17 protein-coding genes are annotated in these 20293 nt (G+C 56.3%); 9 read left to right on the forward strand and 8 right to left on the reverse strand.

Features of this window, described 5'->3' with window-relative positions; genetic code table 11:
- The first annotated feature begins 79 nt into the window (after window positions 1–79).
- On the forward strand, window positions 80–988 hold the full coding sequence (feaR, locus tag ACLGE8_RS01045) for a transcriptional regulator FeaR (protein WP_410995879.1): 909 nt from the start codon (window positions 80–82) through the stop codon (window positions 986–988).
- 12 nt (window positions 989–1000) lie between these two features.
- Here the strand turns inward: feaR and ACLGE8_RS01050 are convergent, their stop codons facing one another.
- Both ACLGE8_RS01050 and ACLGE8_RS01055 read right to left on the reverse strand, forming a co-directional pair.
- A complete protein-coding gene (locus ACLGE8_RS01050; RefSeq protein ID WP_035897298.1) occupies window positions 1001–1222 on the reverse strand; it encodes a YgdI/YgdR family lipoprotein in 222 nt (73 codons plus the stop codon).
- A gap of 144 nt (window positions 1223–1366) precedes the next feature.
- Window positions 1367–2431: a YncE family protein gene (locus tag ACLGE8_RS01055; protein ID WP_410995880.1), complete on the reverse strand. Its 1065-nt coding sequence runs from the start codon at window positions 2429–2431 to the stop codon at window positions 1367–1369.
- 257 nt (window positions 2432–2688) lie between these two features.
- Here ACLGE8_RS01055 and pqqU point away from each other — a divergent pair, with 257 nt between their 5' ends.
- On the forward strand, window positions 2689–4803 hold the full coding sequence (pqqU, locus tag ACLGE8_RS01060; protein ID WP_410995881.1) for a TonB-dependent receptor PqqU: 2115 nt from the start codon (window positions 2689–2691) through the stop codon (window positions 4801–4803).
- A gap of 50 nt (window positions 4804–4853) precedes the next feature.
- Here pqqU and ACLGE8_RS01065 read toward each other — a convergent pair whose 3' ends face one another.
- Entirely contained in the window at window positions 4854–5513 is a 660-nt protein-coding gene (locus ACLGE8_RS01065; protein ID WP_410995882.1) for a GntR family transcriptional regulator, read from the reverse strand.
- 171 nt (window positions 5514–5684) lie between these two features.
- Window positions 5685–6257, reverse strand: coding sequence for a helix-turn-helix domain-containing protein (locus tag ACLGE8_RS01070; RefSeq protein ID WP_410995883.1), 573 nt, complete (start codon window positions 6255–6257; stop codon window positions 5685–5687).
- 40 nt (window positions 6258–6297) lie between these two features.
- Between ACLGE8_RS01070 and ACLGE8_RS01075 the strand changes: the two genes are divergently transcribed.
- Entirely contained in the window at window positions 6298–6816 is a 519-nt protein-coding gene (locus ACLGE8_RS01075) for a GNAT family N-acetyltransferase (protein ID WP_410995884.1), read from the forward strand.
- Window positions 6813–7262 carry a DMT family transporter gene (locus ACLGE8_RS01080; RefSeq protein WP_333497298.1) on the forward strand — a complete coding sequence of 150 codons (450 nt, stop codon included), beginning with the start codon at window positions 6813–6815 and terminating at the stop codon, window positions 7260–7262. Before ACLGE8_RS01075 ends, ACLGE8_RS01080 begins: the two co-directional genes overlap by 4 nt.
- Before the next feature lie 142 nt (window positions 7263–7404).
- On the opposite strand, the gene ACLGE8_RS01085 is transcribed toward ACLGE8_RS01080, so the two are convergent.
- Entirely contained in the window at window positions 7405–7638 is a 234-nt protein-coding gene (locus ACLGE8_RS01085) for a DUF2526 family protein (RefSeq protein WP_410995885.1), read from the reverse strand.
- A 9-nt stretch (window positions 7639–7647) separates the two neighbouring features.
- The gene (locus ACLGE8_RS01090) at window positions 7648–9255 is read right to left on the reverse strand and encodes an ABC transporter substrate-binding protein (RefSeq protein ID WP_410995886.1); all 1608 of its coding nucleotides are present in this window, start codon (window positions 9253–9255) and stop codon (window positions 7648–7650) included.
- A gap of 292 nt (window positions 9256–9547) precedes the next feature.
- On the opposite strand from ACLGE8_RS01090, the gene ACLGE8_RS01095 reads away from it, so the two are divergent.
- Window positions 9548–9997: a hypothetical protein gene (locus ACLGE8_RS01095; RefSeq protein ID WP_410995887.1), complete on the forward strand. Its 450-nt coding sequence runs from the start codon at window positions 9548–9550 to the stop codon at window positions 9995–9997.
- 84 nt (window positions 9998–10081) lie between these two features.
- Here ACLGE8_RS01095 and ACLGE8_RS01100 read toward each other — a convergent pair whose 3' ends face one another.
- A complete protein-coding gene (locus tag ACLGE8_RS01100; protein WP_410995888.1) occupies window positions 10082–10378 on the reverse strand; it encodes a hypothetical protein in 297 nt (98 codons plus the stop codon).
- A gap of 488 nt (window positions 10379–10866) precedes the next feature.
- Between ACLGE8_RS01100 and ACLGE8_RS01105 the strand changes: the two genes are divergently transcribed.
- The 4 genes from ACLGE8_RS01105 to ACLGE8_RS01120 all read left to right on the forward strand — a co-directional run bounded on the left by ACLGE8_RS01105 (window position 10867) and on the right by ACLGE8_RS01120 (window position 18868).
- The gene (locus tag ACLGE8_RS01105) at window positions 10867–12198 is read left to right on the forward strand and encodes an SrfA family protein (RefSeq protein ID WP_410995889.1); all 1332 of its coding nucleotides are present in this window, start codon (window positions 10867–10869) and stop codon (window positions 12196–12198) included.
- 3 nt (window positions 12199–12201) lie between these two features.
- On the forward strand, window positions 12202–15183 hold the full coding sequence (locus ACLGE8_RS01110) for a virulence factor SrfB (protein WP_410995890.1): 2982 nt from the start codon (window positions 12202–12204) through the stop codon (window positions 15181–15183).
- Window positions 15180–17303, forward strand: a complete 2124-nt coding sequence (locus tag ACLGE8_RS01115; RefSeq protein WP_410995891.1) for a virulence factor SrfC family protein — start codon at window positions 15180–15182, stop codon at window positions 17301–17303. Before ACLGE8_RS01110 ends, ACLGE8_RS01115 begins: the two co-directional genes overlap by 4 nt.
- A 131-nt stretch (window positions 17304–17434) precedes the next feature.
- Window positions 17435–18868, forward strand: a complete 1434-nt coding sequence (locus ACLGE8_RS01120; protein ID WP_410995892.1) for an aldehyde dehydrogenase — start codon at window positions 17435–17437, stop codon at window positions 18866–18868.
- A gap of 90 nt (window positions 18869–18958) precedes the next feature.
- Here the strand turns inward: ACLGE8_RS01120 and ACLGE8_RS01125 are convergent, their stop codons facing one another.
- The gene (locus tag ACLGE8_RS01125) at window positions 18959–20206 is read right to left on the reverse strand and encodes a putative acyl-CoA thioester hydrolase (RefSeq protein ID WP_410995893.1); all 1248 of its coding nucleotides are present in this window, start codon (window positions 20204–20206) and stop codon (window positions 18959–18961) included.
- Window positions 20207–20293 lie beyond the last annotated feature (87 nt).

Here is a 20293-nt window from a genome sequence, read left to right on the forward strand (position 1 = left end):
CATATATTCCCCCGCTAACCCTTGTTAAAGGCAACATAAATGCAACAATACCAAAACATTTTCATTGCAGAGATGGCGTATGGCAGCGGTAAATGGCGGTGAGACATATCAGGCGTGGCTGGCGAAGATCAATCAGGTGTGCGGGCATTTTGCTGCGCGTGCGTTGGATGGCGACTTTCATGGTGAGATAGACACCAGCTATGCGGGCAGCCTCAAGCTCAGCACCGTGACCACCCGCAACGTCAATCTGTTCCGCACCCGCCAGGAGATCCGCAGCGGTAACGACGCCTGGTTCTACACCGTGTTTCAACTTGCCGGTCAGGCCGATATTGAGCAAGACGATCGGCAGGTAAAGTTAGAAACCGGGGATATGACCCTTATCGACGCCTCGCGCCCCTGCTCTATTCTCTGGCAGCAAACCTCTCGTCAGGTCTCGCTGTTGCTGCCCCGCCAACTGCTGGAAAACCAGCTGCGCGGCAGCGGAATTAGCGTCGCCACCCGTTTAGATAAATCTCTGCCAATGGTCCAGCTTAGCCAGCGTCTGCTGCATGAGAGCATGAGCAGCCCTCAGCTTTCCGCCAGCGAGAGCGAAGCGGCGCTGGATGCCATGGTGTGCCTGCTACGCCCGATGCTGCATCAGCAGGAAGTCGCGCCATCCCGGCGCGAGAAGCAGTTTCAGAAGATCATGGCGTTGATTGACGATGCGATTCAGGAAGAGCATCTGCGCCCGGAGTGGCTCGCCGATGAAACCGGCATGTCGGTAAGAAGTCTGTACCGGCTGTTTGCCGATAAAGGCCTGGTGGTGGCGCAGTACATCAAAAACCGCCGTCTGGATCTCTGCGCGAAGGCGCTGCAATGCGCGCCAGACGACGAAAAACTTGCCGGAATCGGCTATCGCTGGGGGTTCAGCGACCACAGCCACTTTTCTACCGCCTTCAAGCAGCGGTTCGGTATTTCACCGGGCGAATACCGCAAGCGTGGTCGCTAAGCCAAAATCACATCAATTATCTTCAACCAGCTGTGACACGTCGTTACTGTTAATTTCGCGCGCGTTACCGTTCTGATCGGTGTAGCTGGTCATGCCGGTCTCTTTATCCAGCTGCGGCTTACCCTGGGTCACAATAGTCTGGCCGCTTTTGGTGGTCATCACGTAGTTGGTGGTACAGCCAGCCAGCGCCAGCAGCATTGCCCCTGCGCACAGGAAATATAAAGGCTTTTTCATCTTCTCTCCGTTCATTGTCCCCGCCAACGGCAGGGTTAAGTCGGCGTATTGTATGCCTGATACGGAGAAACGGGGTATCGACGGGATGTAACAGAAGATAACGTGATGATTTCCGGGAGGTCGACGGACCTCCCGGCGTGCCGCTTACAGCGCGATACGAATCACATCGTCAGGCGCAGTGGCCTCTTTCTGACGGGTGGATTCCTGCTTCACGCTAACGTACAGCGTTTTGCCGTCGGCGGAGAGCGTCAGGCTGTTCGGGAAGGTCGGGGTTTTGATGGTTTTGGTGACTTTATACTCTTTCGCATCAATCACCGTCACGGTGCCCGCTTTGCGCTGGGTCACGTAAACTTCGTTACGCACCGGGTTAAACAGCACCGCCAGCCCTTCCTGAGTATCCACCTTCGACAGCACTTTGCCATCTTTCAGGTTTACCACCAGCAGTTCCGGCTGTTTGGAGTCGGTGATAAAGGCACGCTGACCGGCTTTATCCAGGCTGATGTTGATATAGAAGTGCTCTTTGCCATCGTCCTGCAGTTTCTGACGGGTCAGAATTTTGTTGCTCGCGGTATCAATAGTGACCAGTTCGCCGTCGCCGTTAGTGACGTACAGGCGCTGTTTATCCGAATCGACCGCCAGACCCGTACCGAAGGTGCCGGTACCGGTGATGGTGGTTTTCAACGTCAGCTTATCGCCGTCAACCACCCAGACTGAGCTGCCGTCTTTGCCAATGCCGGTGATATAGACGGTATTGGTTTTCTCATCCACCGCCAGTTCACGCGGCTGCAGCGGTTTAACCGTTTCGCTGCGCTCACGTCCATCCAGCACCAGGCGGCCTTTCACGTCACCGGTTTTGGCGTCAATCGCGGTCACGGCACCGTTGATGGTGTTACCAAACCACAGGGTCTGGGTCTGGTTATTCAGCGTCGCGCCAAACGGTTTGAGATCGTTATGAATAACCTGCGTCACTTCCAGAGTAACCGGGTCGAGACGATAAACAATACCGCCCTTATCGGTCTTACGACTTTGTGAGGTGGCCAGCCACAGCGCATTTTCCTGCTGGCTGTAGGCCATTTCATATGCCCCTTTGCCGACCGCTTTACGCAGCATTTCATCTGCAGCATGCGCGCTAAAGCTCCCCGCCAGCAGGAAAGCACTCAGTAACAGAGAACGGCGCAGACGCGGCGCGGACAATTGACGTAATGACATGACGACTCCCTTTGATGAACGTAGTTTTTTCTGCTTCACATCGCTTCTGGTTCCGTAGCGTCGTAGCGCTACGTTTTGTAGATGCGAATAGTAATCATTAATTTATGTAAAGTGGAGCTTTTATTACGCTCAGCAACCAAATAGTTGCTATTTCATCACCGGAAATTAACGATCTATGCTGCTAAAGTTTTCAATATATTTACAAAAGTATTAACCTATTCGGGTCTGTTCCATTTGGTACATTTTGCGAGTTTTTCATGAAAATCATAACTGTACGCTTAGTAACGCTGCCAGCGCTGCTGTTGCCGCTTGTTTTTGCTCCTTTTTCCTGGGCCAATGATGAACAAACGTTAATCGTTACCGCCGCACCGCAGGCGGTCTCCGAACTGGATACCCCTGCTGCCGTGAGCGTGGTCGATGGCGAGGATATGCGTCACGCCGCGCCGCAGGTTAACCTGTCTGAATCACTGGGCGCTGTACCGGGTTTGCAGGTGCAAAACCGTCAGAACTATGCGCAGGATCTTCAGCTTTCTATTCGTGGTTTTGGTTCCCGCTCAACCTTTGGCGTGCGCGGCATTCGTCTATACGTTGACGGCATTCCGGCCACCATGCCCGACGGCCAGGGGCAAACCTCGAATATTGATATCGGTAGCGTGGATCATGTTGATGTGCTGCGCGGCCCCTTCTCGGCGCTGTACGGCAACGCCTCCGGCGGCGTGGTTAACGTCACCACCCAGACCGGGAAGCAACCCACCACGATTGAAGCCAACAGCTATTACGGCAGCTACGGCACCTGGCATTACGGTATGAAGGCCAGCGGCGCGGTGGGCGACGGCACCCACGCGGGCGACGTTGACTATACGGTGTCGACGAATCGATTCATCACTCAGGGCTACCGCGACCATAGTGCGGCGCGCAAGAACCTCGCCAACGCTAAGCTCGGCGTGCGGATCAACGACGTCAGCAAGCTGACGCTGCTGTTTAATACCGTCGACATTAACGCTAACGATCCCGGCGGCCTGACCAAAAGCGAAATGGACGCTGACCGCCAGCAGTCGCCGCGCGGCGATCAGTACAACACGCGTAAAACCGTGAAGCAGACTCAGGCGGGCCTGCGTTATGAACGCCAACTTAGCGAGCAGGACGACCTGAGCGTGATGATGTACGCCGGGGAACGTCAGACCACGCAATACCAGTCAATTCCCGCAGTGGCACAGCAGAAGAATCCTGCTCATTCCGGCGGCGTGATCGACCTCGATCGTCACTATCAGGGCATCGATACCCGCTGGACGCACCGCGGCGAACTGCTTATCCCGGTGACCTTCACCACCGGTTTGAACTACGAAAACATGAACGAGAAGCGTCGGGGCTACGAAAACTACATCATGAACGGCACCACGCCGGAGTATGGCGAGAAAGGTAATTTGCGTCGCAACGAACGCAACCTGATGTGGAACCTCGACCCGTATCTGCAAACCCAGTGGCAGCTGACCGAAAAGCTGACCCTGGACGCGGGCGTGCGCTACAGCTCCGTCTGGTTTGACTCCAACGACCACTACGTCACCGCCGGAAACGGCGACAGCAGCGGTGACACCAGCTACCACGAGTGGCTGCCTGCGGGATCGTTAAAATACGCCATCACCGACGCCTGGAACGTGTACGCCAGCGTCGGTCGCGGCTTTGAAACGCCGACCATCAGCGAACTTTCCTACCGTTCCGGCACTGCAAACGGGCTGAACCTGGATCTCAAACCTTCGACCAATGAAACCTATGAGATCGGCAGCAAAACCCGCATTGGCAATGGCCTGCTCAGCGCCGCGCTGTTCCAGACCGACACCACCAATGAGATAGTGACCGACAGCAATATCGACAGCCGCGCCAGCTATAAAAACGCCGGCAAGACCCGCCGTCAGGGTGCAGAACTGGCTATCGATCAGCAGTTTGCTGAAAACTGGCGCGCCAAAGCGGCCTGGACCTGGCTTAACGCCACCTACCGCACCGACGTCTGCGGCAACGGTAGCTGTAACGGTAACCGTATTCCGGGCATAGCACGCAATATGGGCTTCGCCTCGCTGAGCTATGAGCCGGAAAGCGGCTGGTACGCAGGGGCCGACGTGCACTATATGGGCGATATTATGGCGAACGATGCCAACACCGCCCGCGCGCCGTCATGGACCGTCGTTGGCCTGAATACCGGCTACAAGTTCAATCTTAGCAACTGGACGCTGGACGTTTTCGGGCGCGTGGATAACCTGTTCGACCGGGAATACGTCGGCTCGGTTATCGTCAACGAATCTAACGGACGCTACTACGAACCGGCTCCGGGCCGTAATTACGGAGTCGGCGTGAACGTCGCATGGCGTTTTGAGTAATAAGCTAAACGTTTCCGGGGCAACCCGGAAACGTATTTTCCGAAAGGATGTTAATGGCGGTACTGCTGTTTTAAGAAGGAGGTTGATTCATCAATAATTTGTGATATTGCCGAATAACTCGCCGATGAATCTCTTTTTTCCAGCGCATTTAACAATGATTCATATACATTTCGATGCTGAAACGGTTCTACAGAATTTAAATATAAATAATGAAGACTTGGCCCCGCTCGCACCCATAATTGTTCAATCATCGTCACCAGAGTTGGCATTTCCGCATAGTCGTAAATCTTAAAGCGAAATTGATAATTGGTTTGCAGCATGAGGGTAACATCCCGTGCCGCTTTAGCCTCATGGAAAGCGTTAGAGAGGCGGTTTAATTCACGCATTCTTTCTGTGGTTATATTTATCGCCGCTGCTGCCGTCGCCATACCTTCGAGGTTTTTACGAATCTGATTAATTTCAAGATAACCTGAATTAGTCAGCACCGGCACCATAAAAGCCTGTGCAGGCGCCGCCTGCAGCGCGCCTGAGGAGACCAGCCGCAGCAGCGCTTCTCGTACCGGCGTAATACTGATCCCCTGGTTCACGGCAATTTCACGCGTGACGAGCCGTGAACCAGGTTTTAACGCGCCGACAACCAGCGCATTCTTGATATTATTCTCAATTTGCTGCGTCAAACTGATACGTTGTGCTTTAGCAAAATCCAGCATATTTATTATAACTCCGCGCTTTTATTTACCCAGACTATTTATAATTAATAGCTGGCGTTTTATTTTTTGCGCAGGAAATACGATATATATTTTTTTCGAGGTAGTTTTCAGCATAATTAATAGAAGATGAATCATTGCTAAACACCCCGCTCAGGCCGCTCCCGGCCTGGATTAGAGCGGCACGTTGAGCCTGACGACCAGATAAGTACAGGGTTTGCCGCTGTCGTTAATAAAACGGCAGTCGTTCGGCGGCCCGAGTTCGAGACAGTCGCCGGTTTGCATACGGTGTGCGATGTCACCTTCCATAAACAGCAGTTCACCATCCTGTACCCATAGCAGCTGGCGCGCCATCGCATAGGCAGATGCAGGCATCGGAATGTCGCTGCCTGCCGGTAGCTCAATTTGTACCAGATCGATCGGTAGTTCACCTCGCGGCGAAACGTGCCGACGCAGGTAGTGAGTCTGTGGGTCGTGCCAGACCGGCTGGTCAGCAAAGCGCAGCAGCTTACCTTCCTGCATCTCCGCGCGAGCTATCAGCGTCGACATGCTAATACCAAAGGCACCAGAAAGCCGCGCCAGCAGAGCCGCCGTCGGGCTGCTTTCGCCGCGTTCAATTTTGTGGATCATCGCCCGGGAAACGCCCGCACGCTCGGCCAGCTCGCTCAGCGACCAGCTGCGCGACTCACGCTCAATGCGAATTCTTGCACCGATCCGTTGATTTAAGTTGTCTTCAATAGTATTCATGGCGTAATAATATAGTGAACAACACACAGGGTGCAACTCCATGTCCATTCGTTTTGCAACAAAAGAAGACTGCGCCGCCATTGCGGCAATCTACAACCATGCTGTGGTACATACCGCCGCTATCTGGAACGACAAAACTGTCGATACCGACAACCGCATTGCCTGGTTTGAAGCGCGCCAGCTAGGACACTTCCCGGTGCTGGTGAGCGAAGAGAACGGTATTGTCACCGGCTACGCCTCCTACGGCGACTGGCGCAACTTTGACGGTTTCCGCCATACCGTTGAACATTCGGTCTACATCCACCCGGAACATCAGGGCAAAGGGCTCGGCAATATTCTACTCGGCGCGCTGATTGAAGAGGCCCGTCGTCGCGGTAAGCACGTGATGGTAGCCGGCATTGAGGCACAGAACCGCGCGTCGCTGCATCTGCATGCGAAGCACGGTTTTGTCACCACCGGGCAGATGCCGCAGGTTGGCACCAAGTTTGGCCGCTGGCTGGACCTCACCTTTATGCAGCTACAGCTTGATACCCGTAGCGACCCGGACGGACAAGCATGAATCAGTCCCTCACGCTGACGTTCCTGATAGCCGCCGGTATCGGCCTGGTTATCCAGAACACGCTGATGGTACGCATTACCCAGTCGGCCTCCACCATTCTGGTGGCGATGTTGCTGAACTCGCTGGTCGGCATCGTGCTGTTTGTCAGTATTTTACTGATTAAGCACGGGCTAGCGGGAGTGAGTGAACTGGTGGCAACCATCAAATGGTGGACGCTGATCCCCGGCCTGCTCGGGTCGTTCTTCGTGTTTGCCAGCATCAGTGGCTATCAGTACGTGGGGGCGGCAACGACCATTGCGGTGCTGGTCGCCAGTCAGCTTATCGGCGGGCTGGTGATGGACGTGGTGAGAAGTCACGGTGTGCCCTGGCGGGCGCTGGTTGGGCCGGTGTGCGGCGCGGTGATGTTGATTGTGGGCGCGTGGCTGGTGGCGAAGCGCCAGTTTTAATATGTAAAGTTGTAGGCCGGATAAGGCAACGCCGCCACCCGGCAACGTGCACCAGACTGCCTGATGGCGCGACGCTTATCAGGCCAACAATACCAACATGGTAGCCCGGCCAAGCGAAGCGCCGCCGGGAACCATGCCTGACTTAAAGAATCGTCCCACCGGAAGTGAGCTGTTCTTTACGCGCCTCTTCCTGCTCGCGCAGGTGATGGCCATGATGAGAAATCGCCACGCGCAGGCGCTGCTGCTGGGTGAAACGATCTTCACGGCTCAGCTCGGCGTCGTCGCTTAACACCACCAGCAATTCATTCATATGCGTAATCACGTTCTCTTGCACCGCGGCGTCCACGCGCGCAATGACCTCATCCAGATGTGACATATTCACTCCTTAATTAATTTTCACTTTCGAGAAATCGCTGCCCATCAGGCTAACGCTATAGCCGGTAATGTTGCTACGCGTGGCGTAGAAGGTTTTGCCGTTCGCCAGCGCAATCCACGGCGCCTGCTGATAGAAAATCTCCTGCGCCTGACCGTAGAGCGCGGCACGCTTCGCCGGGTCACTCACCACCAGGGCTTTTTTCACCAGGCCATCATACTCTTTATTGCACCAGCGCGCGGCGTTAGAGCCGGTTTTAATGCTGTCGCAGCCGAGCAGCGTGCTGGCAAAGTTATCCGGGTCGCCGTTGTCCGACATCCAGCCGTACAGCGCGCTATCGTGTTCGCCCTTACGGATACCGGTGAGGTATTCGCCCCACTCGTAGCTGACGATCTTCGCTTTAATGCCCACTTTGGCCCAATCATTCTGGATCATTTCAGCAATGCGGCGCGAATTCGGGTTATACGGGCGCTGTACCGGCATCGACCACAGGGTCACTTCCGCCCCCTTCTCCAGCCCGGCCTGTTTCAGCAGCGCCTTCGCTTTTTCCGGATCGTAGCTGTAGTCTTTAAGATCGTTGTTATAGCCCATCATATTTGGCGGAATCGGCGATTTCGCCACCGTACCGGAGCCCATAAACACCGCGTTAACGATGGCCTGCTTGTCGGTGGCATAGTTCAGCGCCTGACGCACCAGCACGTTATCAAACGGTTTTTTCTCGGTATTAAATGCCAAATAGCCGACGTTCAGCGCTTCCACGGAATGCAGCGTCAGATCTTTGTTACCCTTAATAACATCAAACTGAACCGGCGACGGTGCCGGGATAATCTGGCATTCGTTGGTTTGCAGTTTCGCCAGACGCGTCTCCACGTTCGGGGTGATGGCGAAGATCAGGTGTTTGGTCGGTACCTCGCCATCCCAATAGTTCGGGTTCGCCAGATAGCGAATCTGCGAATCGACTTTGTATTGCTGCAGCACGTAAGGACCGGTGCCAATTGGCCAGTTGTCGACGTTCTCCGGGGTACCTTTCTTCATCATTTGATCGGCATATTCCGCCGACAGAATCGAGGCGAAGTCCATTCCCCAGTCGGCGAGGAACGCGGCATTCGGCTCGCTCAGTACGAACTGCACGTGGTAGTCATCGACCTTCTTCACCTCTTTAATCAGCTTATCGAGGCCCACGTCGCTGAAGTACTCATAGTTGCCCTGCGACACCTTGTGGTACGGATGATTGACGTCTTTCTGGCGCATCACTGAGAAAATCACGTCATCAGCGTTGAAATCACGCGTTGGCTTGAAGAATTTGTTGCTGTTGAACTTCACGCCCTGACGCAGCGTAAAGGTATAGGTCAGGCCGTCTGGAGAGATGGTCCAGGCCGTTGCCAGGGAAGGAACCGGGGTATTTTTCACCGGGTCAAAGTTGATCAGACGGTTATAGAGCACCTGCGAACTGGCGACAAACGACGGGCCGGAGCTGGCAATCTGCGGGTTAAAGGATTCTGGCGATGCTTCGGAGCAGTAAACCAGCGTGTCGGTGTTTGCCGCCATCGCGCCGGCCGGTAACAGCGCGCTCAATGCCAGCGCGAGGAGCGTTTTCCCTGTGGTGTTCCCTGTGATCATGGTTATAAGCCTTTCGATTTTATTATATAGACCGCTTAATAACAGCACAGGGGCAGATAACTGGCAAATAACCAAATCGCATAAATCATATTAAACGTTTTATTTTCAGCAACCTAGAACATACCCTTTGCGGCAGACTGCAACCATGTCGGCGGTAACAACCTAATGAATATTCCTGAACGTATTGGATAAGCAGCTGGGTTGTAATGATCATGGTTAACACATTGAAATTATTACAATAATGCGCTATTATTTTAATTCATGAAACTACTTTACGCTTGGATTATTCTCTATGACCAAAACGTTTATCACCACGTTCACGCTCTCTGGTGCACTGCTATTGGGTGTAAACTTTTCCGTTTATGCAGGCATATTCAGCAACGCAATCGACCTGTCAAAACCTTTTACCTGTAAGGATATATCCCCATCGCCAATGAGGATTACAGAAAAAGGATTAATGATGGGAGGCGTACTTTACCCGCTGTATAACCCTAATGCCGCATCAACACCGAGGATTACAAATGCGATTTTTCGCAGCCAAAATAATCTGGAAGAGATTGATGTTGTCCAGGACTCAAAAGATGGTAGCGTCGACGTTAGTTATATGAAGTTTCGCAGTAATCCTGATCAATTTATGGATGACATATCGATTGAAAATAATAAGATTTTTGAAAAGGGAAGTTTTGAAGCGGTAAATCCGGGACCAACTTATTACTCAAAAAACCAAGGTTGTGAACAATAAAATACGTCGCCCCCCTAACTTATGCCACAAAATAACAAAGGTCACCTGTTTGATAGCGACCTTTGTTAGGTGTTATTCGATGACTTACAAAAGGCGTTTAATTAACGTGATGGTGGCTTTGCCATTTAGCGGCTTGTAAATAATCATCTGCACGACATGGTGAACCGGCGTTTGCAGAACAAGCGTTTGTCTGGCAATAAACATGTGGTTTTGACCAGCCACCACCTGCCCACCGCAGTACAATAGTGGAAAATAACCAGCGCCATCCAGACCCTGTACCGCTTCATCAAATAACGACTGGCTCTCTTCAGAGATTTGAGTATTCCCTTCTACGCGCTCGGGGTTGATATACCAACCACCAACTAACATATTATCAGTCATGACAAATATCCTTATATGTTCTTGCGATAATTCTCATTACACTAAATTAGCTTTGAACTACAAATTCAAAATACTCTCGAGCAAACCTTAAGATATTGATTAAAATCAAACGGTGGTAATGAAATATATTATTGAAAATTAAAATAAATACTGCGAATATCATTCATATTTTACATGTGACAATTATTTCTTAATGTTTTGCATAGATAGATTATGCGCCCTAAAGCCAGCGTAGACATCATGCCATTCATCTCTCATCTCCTGGTGTCTGGACTGCAATCACTTCCCTGCCCGCCGGGCATGCCAGCCATATCAGGTTAACCTCTATCGATAACCATTGCTGTTTTTTCATCAATTCCCCTTAAGGTTTTACCTACGTCTAGCCATTCAATGCCGCGAGAATTACCCTATTTACCCCTCTCTTTCGCCGTTTGTTGCATTTGATTTTGCGTAAAGTAATGACGTGAAGAAGTCTATGGGACAGGAACGTGGCAAAAACTCTTTTACGCAGTGGAAATCTTGATGATTTCCAGGCCGTAGGCGGCGGCGGGCAAACCGTATTTCATTCTGCGCTTCAGGTGCGCGAAACCCTGCGTTTACGCAAACAGCTGGCGCTGGCCGATTGTCTGGCGATACCGCAGTTGAATGATGAAGGCGACAGGGTTGACTGGTACTCCCCGGTTGACGGTGAAATTATCGGCTGGAAAGCGGCCGACGAAACCCAGCGTACCCGCGCGCTGCATTATTTAGAAGGCCTGCAGGAGAGCGCCCGCGCGCTCAGCAAAAAATGCCTGCAGTCAGAGAAAACCGCACAGCAACTGTTCGGCGCGCTGCTGGAAAAATCCCTGCAGTTCCCCGGCGAAAACCATCTGTTTCTGGTCGATGGCAAGCCGGTTATCAGCTTCTGGGGTTTTGTGAACCTCAACGAAGGCGCGCGGGAAGACGCCCTCGACTGCCTGCGTTACGTTGAACCGGAGATAATAGAAGAAGAGCCGGTCATTGACGACGTGCCTGAAGTGGAAGAGCCGGAACCGGCGATCGTCACCTTCAGCGAAGCCGATGCCCCGCTTATCTCCGCCAACGAACCGCTGATTAATGCCTATACGCTGCCGGTGGAAGAACCTGAAGAGCAACCGCAGGCGCCTGCGCCTGTTACGGCTGCCGTCGCACCAAAAACGCGTCGTCCACGCTGGGTCTGGGGCCTGCCGCTGGTTGCTGCCGTAGCTGCCGTGGCCATTGCCGTACCGTTAATGATCCCGAGCACTCAGGCAGAATCCGAACCCGTTACGCAGGCCGCACCCGCGCCTGCACCGGTTGTCCTCAAGGGCCCGGCAATGCCGGTACTGATTAGCGACCTGCCGCTGCACCAGGCGAGCGTGAAGGTTGAACCCGTTGTCGAGCCAGAAGAAAAACCGGTGGTGATCGCCGTGATTCCGAAAGACGCAATGGTGATGGATGCCGACCAGCTCCGTGCCGGAACAACCCGTTTCCTCAACGGCACCTGGCGCGTTCAAATGGACGTCAGCGATGCCCATAGCGGCAAAGCACCGAGCCTGCGTTATCAGATTCAGAACAACAAAGGCACCGCTCGCGTGGTGCGTGAAGGCAGTATCGTCTGCAAAGCGGCGGTCTTCTCCGGCCTGCACCAGAACGGCGAGCTGATGATCAAAAGCCGCGGCAACGCGCAGTGCAGCGACGGCGCACGCTACCCGCTGCCGGAAATCAGCTGCAAACCTGGCAACAGCAACGTTGCCGTCTGTACCGCACGGTTTGATGCTAAGACTGTTGTGCCGTTGACCTTTAAAAAGACGGGAGCCTAAGCCATGCTGGTCACCCTTTGCGATTACAAACAGAGCGTTACGCTGATTGCCAACAGCGGCGTTCAGTTCCTCGACTTCGGCCTGAGCCCGCAGGAGTCGCTCCAGCACGGGCGCTTCGTGCGCAAAACCGCCAACGGCCCGCTGCTGCGCCTTGATTATGATGTGGTCAACCAACGCTATACCCTGCCTGGTGAACCCGGCCGCTCCCCGGAAGTGGTCAAACCCGAATCGACGCTCGCCCTGCACCACTCGCTGACGCTGCTCGACGGCGTCTGGCTGCCGCTGCCGTTCCTGCGCTTTAACCCACCGCGCACCTTCGTCGAAGGGCCTGATAACTGGGCGCGCGTGCAGATAAGAAAGCTGGCGGAGCCGGACAGCGCGGGCAATACCCACCGCGTTACGCTTGCATTCGACAGCCAGATTAGCCCGGATGACGCTACATCGCTCTCCCCGGTGGCGGGCGATCTACTGAACGGCACTCGCTTTGCGCTGGCCTGGCGCGACAATGAAATTGCCGATTTCCTCGACCAGACCTGGATTGATGGCTGGCTGCGGGAAGTGTTCCAGCAAACCACCACTGCCCATGAAACCCGCAGCGAGCGCGACATTGCTCAGGCGCTGCGCAGCTTTGAGTATCAGGGCCACTGGCTGAATATTCTGGCGCTGCTCGGCGAACAGCTGACGGTACCGGAAATCAAAATGGTCACCGCCACCCTCAGCACGCCAGCCATTCCGGTCGATTTAATTCTCGACGTGGGCAACACCCACACCTGCGGCGTGATCATTGAAGACCACGGCGATGCCAACGACGGCCTGCGCCAGACCGCCGAGCTACAGGTGCGTTCACTTAGCGAACCGCAGTACCTGAACGAACCGCTGTTTACCAGCCGGGTCGAGTTCTCAGAATCCCGCTTCGGTAAGCAGCATTTTTCGGTGGAAAGCGGACGCGAAGACGCCTTTATCTGGCCGTCACTGGTGCGCGTGGGCGATGAAGCCCGCAAGCTGGCGATGCAGCGCGCCGGTACCGAAGGCTACAGCGGGATCTCCAGCCCGCGTCGCTATCTGTGGGATGAAACGCCGACGGTTCAGGACTGGCGCTTTAGCCAGATGAACAGCAAAACCCAGCGCGAACCGCTGGCGACCGCTTTCCCGCTGATGAACCTGATGAACGACGAAGGGCAGCCGCTGTTTACCCTGCCGCCGGATGAACGTATGCCGGTCTTCTCGCCGCAGTACAGTCGCAGCACGCTGATGACCCATATGCTCTGCGAGCTGCTGGCACAGGCACTGGGGCAAATCAACAGCGTGGCAACCCGTCTGCGCTTGGGCTTCCCGGCCTCGCCGCGCCAGCTGCGTACGCTGATCCTCACCCTGCCGTCGGCGATGCCGAAACAGGAGCGCGAAATCTTCCGCCGCCGCATGTTTGAAGCCATTGCGCTGGTGTGGAAAGCCATGGGCTGGCACCCGCAGGATGATGATTTTGCCAACGTCCGCCTGCAGGAAAAAAGCGTCGTGCCGATCCCGAAAATTCATATGGAGTGGGATGAAGCCAGCTGCGGCCAGCTGGTGTGGCTGTATAACGAAGCGATTTCCCACTTCGCCGGGCAGACCGAAGCGCTGTTCACCGCGATGGCGCGCCCTGACCGTCAGCCGGAAGTGGGCGAAACCGCAGGCCGCGCTCTACGCATTGCCTCGTTGGATCTCGGCGGCGGCACCACCGATATGGCGATTGCCGAGTATCAACTGGACGATGGTATTGGCGGTAACGTCAAAATCACCCCGCAATTGCTGTTCCGCGAAGGCTTTAAAATCGCCGGAGATGACGTGCTGCTGGATATTATTCAGCGCTGCGTTCTCCCTGCACTGCAAACCCAGCTACAAAAATCCGGCGTCGCCGATGCACAGGCGCTGATGGCTACGCTATTTGGCGATTCCGGCCGCTTAGACACTCAGGCGGTACTGCGTCAGCAGACAACGCTGCAGCTGTTTATGCCGATTGGACACGCCATTCTCGCCGCATGGGAGAAAAGTGACGTGCAGGACCCGTTGGCCGGGCTGCACGCCACCTTTGGCGAGCTGTTGTCACAAACGCCAACCCGCAACGTGATGAGCTACGTCGGCCAGGCCATCGAGCATGCGCTGCCCGCCGGGAGCGCACCGTTTGATCTTCTCGCCGTGCCGCTGGAAGTCACCTTCAGCACTCTTCAATCGGCCATGCTGGCCGGTGAATTTACTCTTGCCGGCCCGCTACATGCGCTGTGTGAAGCCATTTCCCACTACAGCTGTGACGTGCTGCTGGTCACCGGGCGACCGGGCTGCCTGCCGGGCGTTCAGGCGCTGATTCGTTATCTGCAGCCGGTGCCGGTGAACCGCATGGTGTGGCTGGATAAATATCACGTTCATGAATGGTATCCATTCAGCCAGCAGGGTCGTATCGGCAACCCGAAATCTACCGCCGCCGTCGGCGCGATGCTGTGCAGCCTGGCGTTGGATCTGCGTCTGCCGCACTTTAACTTTAAGGCTGCGGATATCGGTGCTTACTCCACCGTGCGCTATCTCGGCGTGCTGGATAAAACCGTTAATACCCTTCGCGACGAAAACATCTGGTACCACAACCTTGATCTCGACAAGCCGGGCGCGAAGCTCGACGCCCGCCTGCATTTCCCGCTGCGCGGTAATGTCACCCTCGGCTTCCGTCAGTTGGCTAACACCCGCTGGCCCGCCACGCCGCTTTATACCCTGAGCATCAACTCACCGGATCTGGCTCGCGCCATTGCCGGAGACGGCGTACTGCAGGTACGACTCAAGCTTCAGGGCGGCAGCAAAAACGAAGCGCCGCAGGCGTTCGTACTAAGCGATGCGTGGTTGCAGGACGGTACGCCGGTCTCGCCGGATGCCCTGACCCTGAAGCTAAATACGTTGGCCGACCGCCGTCATAGCGGCAGCCATTACTGGATTGATAGCGGGAGCGTATTCCTGAAATGACCACTGTAAACGCTGTAATGGACTGGCTCGCCACGGAGCGACACGCGCACCCGGCGCTGGATGATGACGCCGACGCCCTGCTTATTCGCCTGCTCGCCCTCGACGCGCAGCAGCAAACCCACCAACTGGCGCTTAACTGCCGCGCCAGCATTGCGCTGTTCGGCCATTCGCAGCCCTCAAAAGCACACCTGCTGCGTACGCTGTGCGGCAGCGGCGAAGGCCGCTTAACGGTGCAGAGCGGCAGCAAAACGCTCGACTATTTTAGCCATATCAACCCCGGTCATAGCCTGACCCAAATGGCGCTGCGCTTTAGCCGCGACCAGTCCACGCCGGATGATGCTTTTCCACTGCGCCTGAAATTGATGCGCGAAGCGGAGCTGGTGCAGCTGTTTATCGCCCATGCCTGGCAGCGCGGTGATATTCGTCCGCCGGACAGCAGCGTGATTGCCGAACGCCTGAGCGGCTGGCAGAGCCTGCGCCAGCCGCAGCCGGTTCCCGGGCTGACCGCTACCGATATCGCCGCCATCAGCCGCTTCTGGCGCGATACCTTGCCTGGCAACTATCAGCAGATTGACGATGCGTTGTGGTATCAGTTTGCCCATCTGCTGCCGTCGCTGGATCTCAGCGCCCGCGCCCGCGCCTGGTCACTGCTGTGGGGTGAACAGCAGGAGTTAACCCAGCAATGGCTGACGCTTGCGCACACGCTGCATCAGCTCGGCAACCGCCGGGAAGTGATGGCACCGCTGAGCCTGCTGGTTGATGCTTTTACCCTGCCAATGGACGCCTTCTTAACACCGGGTGGCAACAGTGACGACGCGGTATTGGTGCACCCGCTGACTCGCGATGGCTACCAGAATGCGGTGAGCGTGCCGGTTGCCACACTCGCGCAGCTGACGCTGGAACTGGTGCTCAGTACCGAACACGGCGTGCTGGATAACGTGGATATCATCGACATTCCCGTGCCGCCACTCACCGATGAGACGCCGTTGTGGTCCAGCAAATGCCGCTGGCTGCTCGACTACTATCGCCAGCAGCAGCAGCCGGATATCCTGCTCGCCTGCAACGCCACGGCGCAGCGCAGCGCGATCCCATCGTCTGCCAAAACCCTGCTGCGCTGGGTGAATGAAACCCAGCCGGTGCAGGAAAATAAGCTGCCGGGGCTGGTATGGGCGATTACGCCGGAGGACGATCGTTTCATCCACAAACGTCATTTTGATGAAGCCATTCAGCAACTGGTCGGTAAACCGGGCCAGCACTGGGGCACCCTGCAGGCGCTGGATCACAGTAGCTTGCAGCGCCTGATGGAGTGGCTGTCGCAGGCTTCGCAGCCGGAATTACGCCAGCGTCGCTTTGCGGCCATCAGTCACGTCCGTCAACAACAGCTGCGGACGCTATGCCAGCCGCTATTGGCACCAGCGCAGCCGGATAAGGCGCGCGTAGAGACCATGATTCGCGAACTGCAAACCCACGCTGCCCGCCACGGCGAACTGCTGGAAAGCCTGTTACCTGAACTGGCGGCATTCGATGCACTTTGCCAGGTTCAGCAGCAGCGCGAGGAAAAAGTGAGCGGCCTGTTTAACGACGCGGTCGACCTGTTTGCCGCGCCGGAGGCCATCGCGTCAAACCCGCTGACGCATCAGGATAATGGTTCGCAGGCCTATGCGCTGTGGTGCAAACACCTGCGCCAGTGGAGCCGCCAGCCGCATGCGCTGCTCAGCAGCGACACGCAACAGCAGCTGGCATTGTCTCTGCTGGTAGCCAGCCAGCGCCTGTCGCTGGCGCAGCAGCTACGACGCGCCAGCGCCGAGCAACAGGCCGGTGCGGCCCAGCTTCGCGCGATTATCGGTAACTTTATCAACTGGCTGGGCTATGCAGAACAGCCGGTGGCACAGCGCCCCGCCAGCCGTATTGCGAAAGGCAGCGCTATTTTCGTTCAACCGACAGCAGCGTCCCGCACGCGCTTGACCCAGCTTGGCGAACAGCCGGTCCACGCCGCCACCCGCTACGTCTATGACTGGCTGGTCGCGCTTTACGCCCGCAGCACCGATCCGGGTGACGCGGTCAATCTACTGGCATTACGCGACGACGCGCAGCAACGCCTGCACGCACTTCTCAAGTAACCCTCGGCGGCACAAGGATGTGAACCGCTTTCAAAAGCTGAAAAAAAGCGTGCGAAATCCGCCTGATGGATATTCAACCTGCCGACGCCTCTTTACACTCGATGGATAACCCGAGTCGATAAGAGGCTGCCATGACCATCACCTGTACCCTGTTTATTCACGGCGAAGCGTGTGCTGCGCAAAACGCCGCCACCTTTACCCGTCAGAACCCGGTGACCCAAACCATCGCCAGCGTAGCCCCCGCCGCCACGCTGACCGATGCCGCCCGTACCGCCGATGCCGCCGCCGCGGCGTTCCCGCACTGGCGCGACACACCTCCCGGTGAACGTCGTCGATTGCTGCTGGCCGCCGCCGATGAGCTGGAAAAACGCAGCGAGCAGTTTATCGCCGCCATGAATGCTGAAACGGGTGCCACGCCGCAGTGGGCCGGGTTTAACGTCCATCTCGGGGCCGATATTCTGCGTGAAGCGGCGGCGTTAACCACGCAGATTGACGGTCAGGTTATCCCCTCAAATATTCCCGGCAATCTGGCGATGGCTACTCGTCAGGGCGCTGGCGTGGTGCTCGGCATGGCGCCGTGGAACGCGCCGATTATTCTGGCGGTGCGCGCCATCGCCACGCCGCTGGCCTGCGGCAATACGGTGATCCTCAAAGGTTCTGAACTGTCGCCCGCCACCCAAGGGTTGATTATCGATTCCCTGGCGGCGGCGGGCTTCCCGGCGGGGGTGGTGAACTATCTGACCTGCGCCCCGCAGGATGCGCCCGTTCTGGTTGAAACCCTTATCGCTCACCCCGGCGTGCGGCGGATTAACTTCACCGGCTCAACGCCGGTTGGGCGCATTATTGCCCAAACCTGCGCCAAATATCTCAAGCCGGTAGTGCTGGAATTAGGTGGCAAAGCGCCGCTGCTGGTGCTCGACGACGCCGATATTGACCAGGCCGCCGCCGGAGCGACCTTCGGCGCGTTTGCCAACGCCGGGCAGATTTGCATGTCGACCGAGCGCATTATCGTTGAACAGGCGATTGCCGGGCCGTTTATTGACGCACTGGTTAAACGGGTGAACGGCTTGCCGGATGGGCTGTTAGGGTCGGTGGTCGATAAGAAAACCGTGGATCGCTGCAATGCGCTGATAGACGACGCACTGGCACACGGCGCGACGCTGCTGACCGGCGGAAAAGCGGATTCAACGTTGATGTCGGCAACGCTGCTGGACGGCGTCACGCCCGCCATGCGCATTTGGCATGAAGAGTCTTTCGGCCCGGTAAAAGCGGTGATTCGCGCGGCCGATGAGCAGGACGCGGTACGGATTGCCAACGATAGCGCCTACGGCTTGTCGTCGGCGGTCTACAGTCGCGATACCGCGCGGGCATGGAACGTGGCGCAGAATCTGCAAACGGGGATCTGCCACATTAACGGCCCGACGGTACATGATGAAGCCCAGATGCCGTTCGGCGGCACCAAAGATTCCGGCTACGGCCGCTTTGGCGGGCGAGCTGGGATCCATGAGTTCACTGAGCTGCGCTGGGTTACGATGCAGACGCAGCCACGACGGTTACCTTTCTGACCCGCGGCGATCCCGGCTGCGCCTCGTCCGGGCTACATGCTCATGATGTAGCCCGGACGAGGCGCAGCCGACTCCGTGTAGACACTGGCGCTATTTCTCCCAGCGCGTATTCCTCTCCCACAAACGGTTGAAATTCACATCGTTAAGCTGCCGTGAACTCTCCGCATTTGCCTTATACGGCCTCGCCGTGGTTGCCGCCGCGCCCCACGGCGACAGCGCATCGTAGCCGCTATCGACGGTGCTATCGACAATCAACGCCTGACCGTTCGCCGTTTTACCCGGCAGGTAGCCCGTTTTACCAGCGCCCTGATCCCACGCGCGACCCAGTTTGGCCTTAAACGTGCCTTTATACCCTTCGTCGGTGGTAAAGCGGCTGTTCTTCACCAGGAAACCGTACGGATTATCCGGCAACGTATTGGGGGCCAGCACGTAGGCTTCCGGCGAGCGACGGCTGGAAACCGTGTGGAAATGCACCCGGTCGAACACCACGTTGGCGCGGCCAAACACATAATCCACGTCCCCTTCAACGTAGCTGTCCTCAACAAGTACGCGATAAAGACGATCGGTCAGCGCATCATTTTTACGGTCGCTGATATTGAGATACAGCGTATCCTGACGCCCCAGCAGACGCACGCGCTGGAGCTGAATGCGATCGCCATCGGTGCGCAGTGCCACGCCCTGATGGGTGCCGCCGTCTAGCGTATCCAGCAGGCTGTTAGCGATAGTCAGGTTGTAGAGCTGCAAATCATGGCTTTGCGCCCAGAACACGGCGGCGCAGTTGGTGCCTATCAGCGCACTGGTTCTGCCAGCGCAGAGCGCATACTGATAATAGGCCGCAGAGCCTGGCGGATAGCGGTTGGCGTTGACGATTTCACGATATTTTGCCGGACTGAACTGCGAGTCCAGCGCGAACTCGATGCGCACCGCGTCGGCCTGTTCACCAGTACCAAAAAGGGTGATAGGCGGCGCATCGTCGGGAATATAAACCGTGCCGGTATAGACACCGGGATCGATTCGGATATAGAGACGCTCGTGGCCTTTGTGTTGGGCGATGGCGGCATCAATCGCCTGCTGAATATCGCTAAAAGGCGCACCGGACTTCGCTACCCGCCACGGGGTATCGTTATCGGGAACGATCGGCTTGGGCTGCCAGGGGCCCTGAAGATGGTTGAGCATTCCGCCGCGAGCAAAGTAGTTTTCGGCGGTATAGATGGAAGCTTCCTGCGCCGTCAGCTGCGGCCTGGTGACGGTGCCGGTTGACGAGGAAGCGACGCAGCCCTGCAGCACCAGCGGCATACAGAGCAGCGTCGACATTCCTGGGTAACGTAGTCTTGTCATCGGTTCTCCATTATCAACGTTATACACTTCATCCTTCAAGCCGCCTCGGCGTTGGCTGCGCTCACTCACCCCAGCCACTGACTTTAG

This window comes from Kluyvera sp. 142486 (assembly GCF_046569695.1).
In the GTDB taxonomy this organism is placed as follows: Bacteria; Pseudomonadota; Gammaproteobacteria; order Enterobacterales; family Enterobacteriaceae; genus Kluyvera.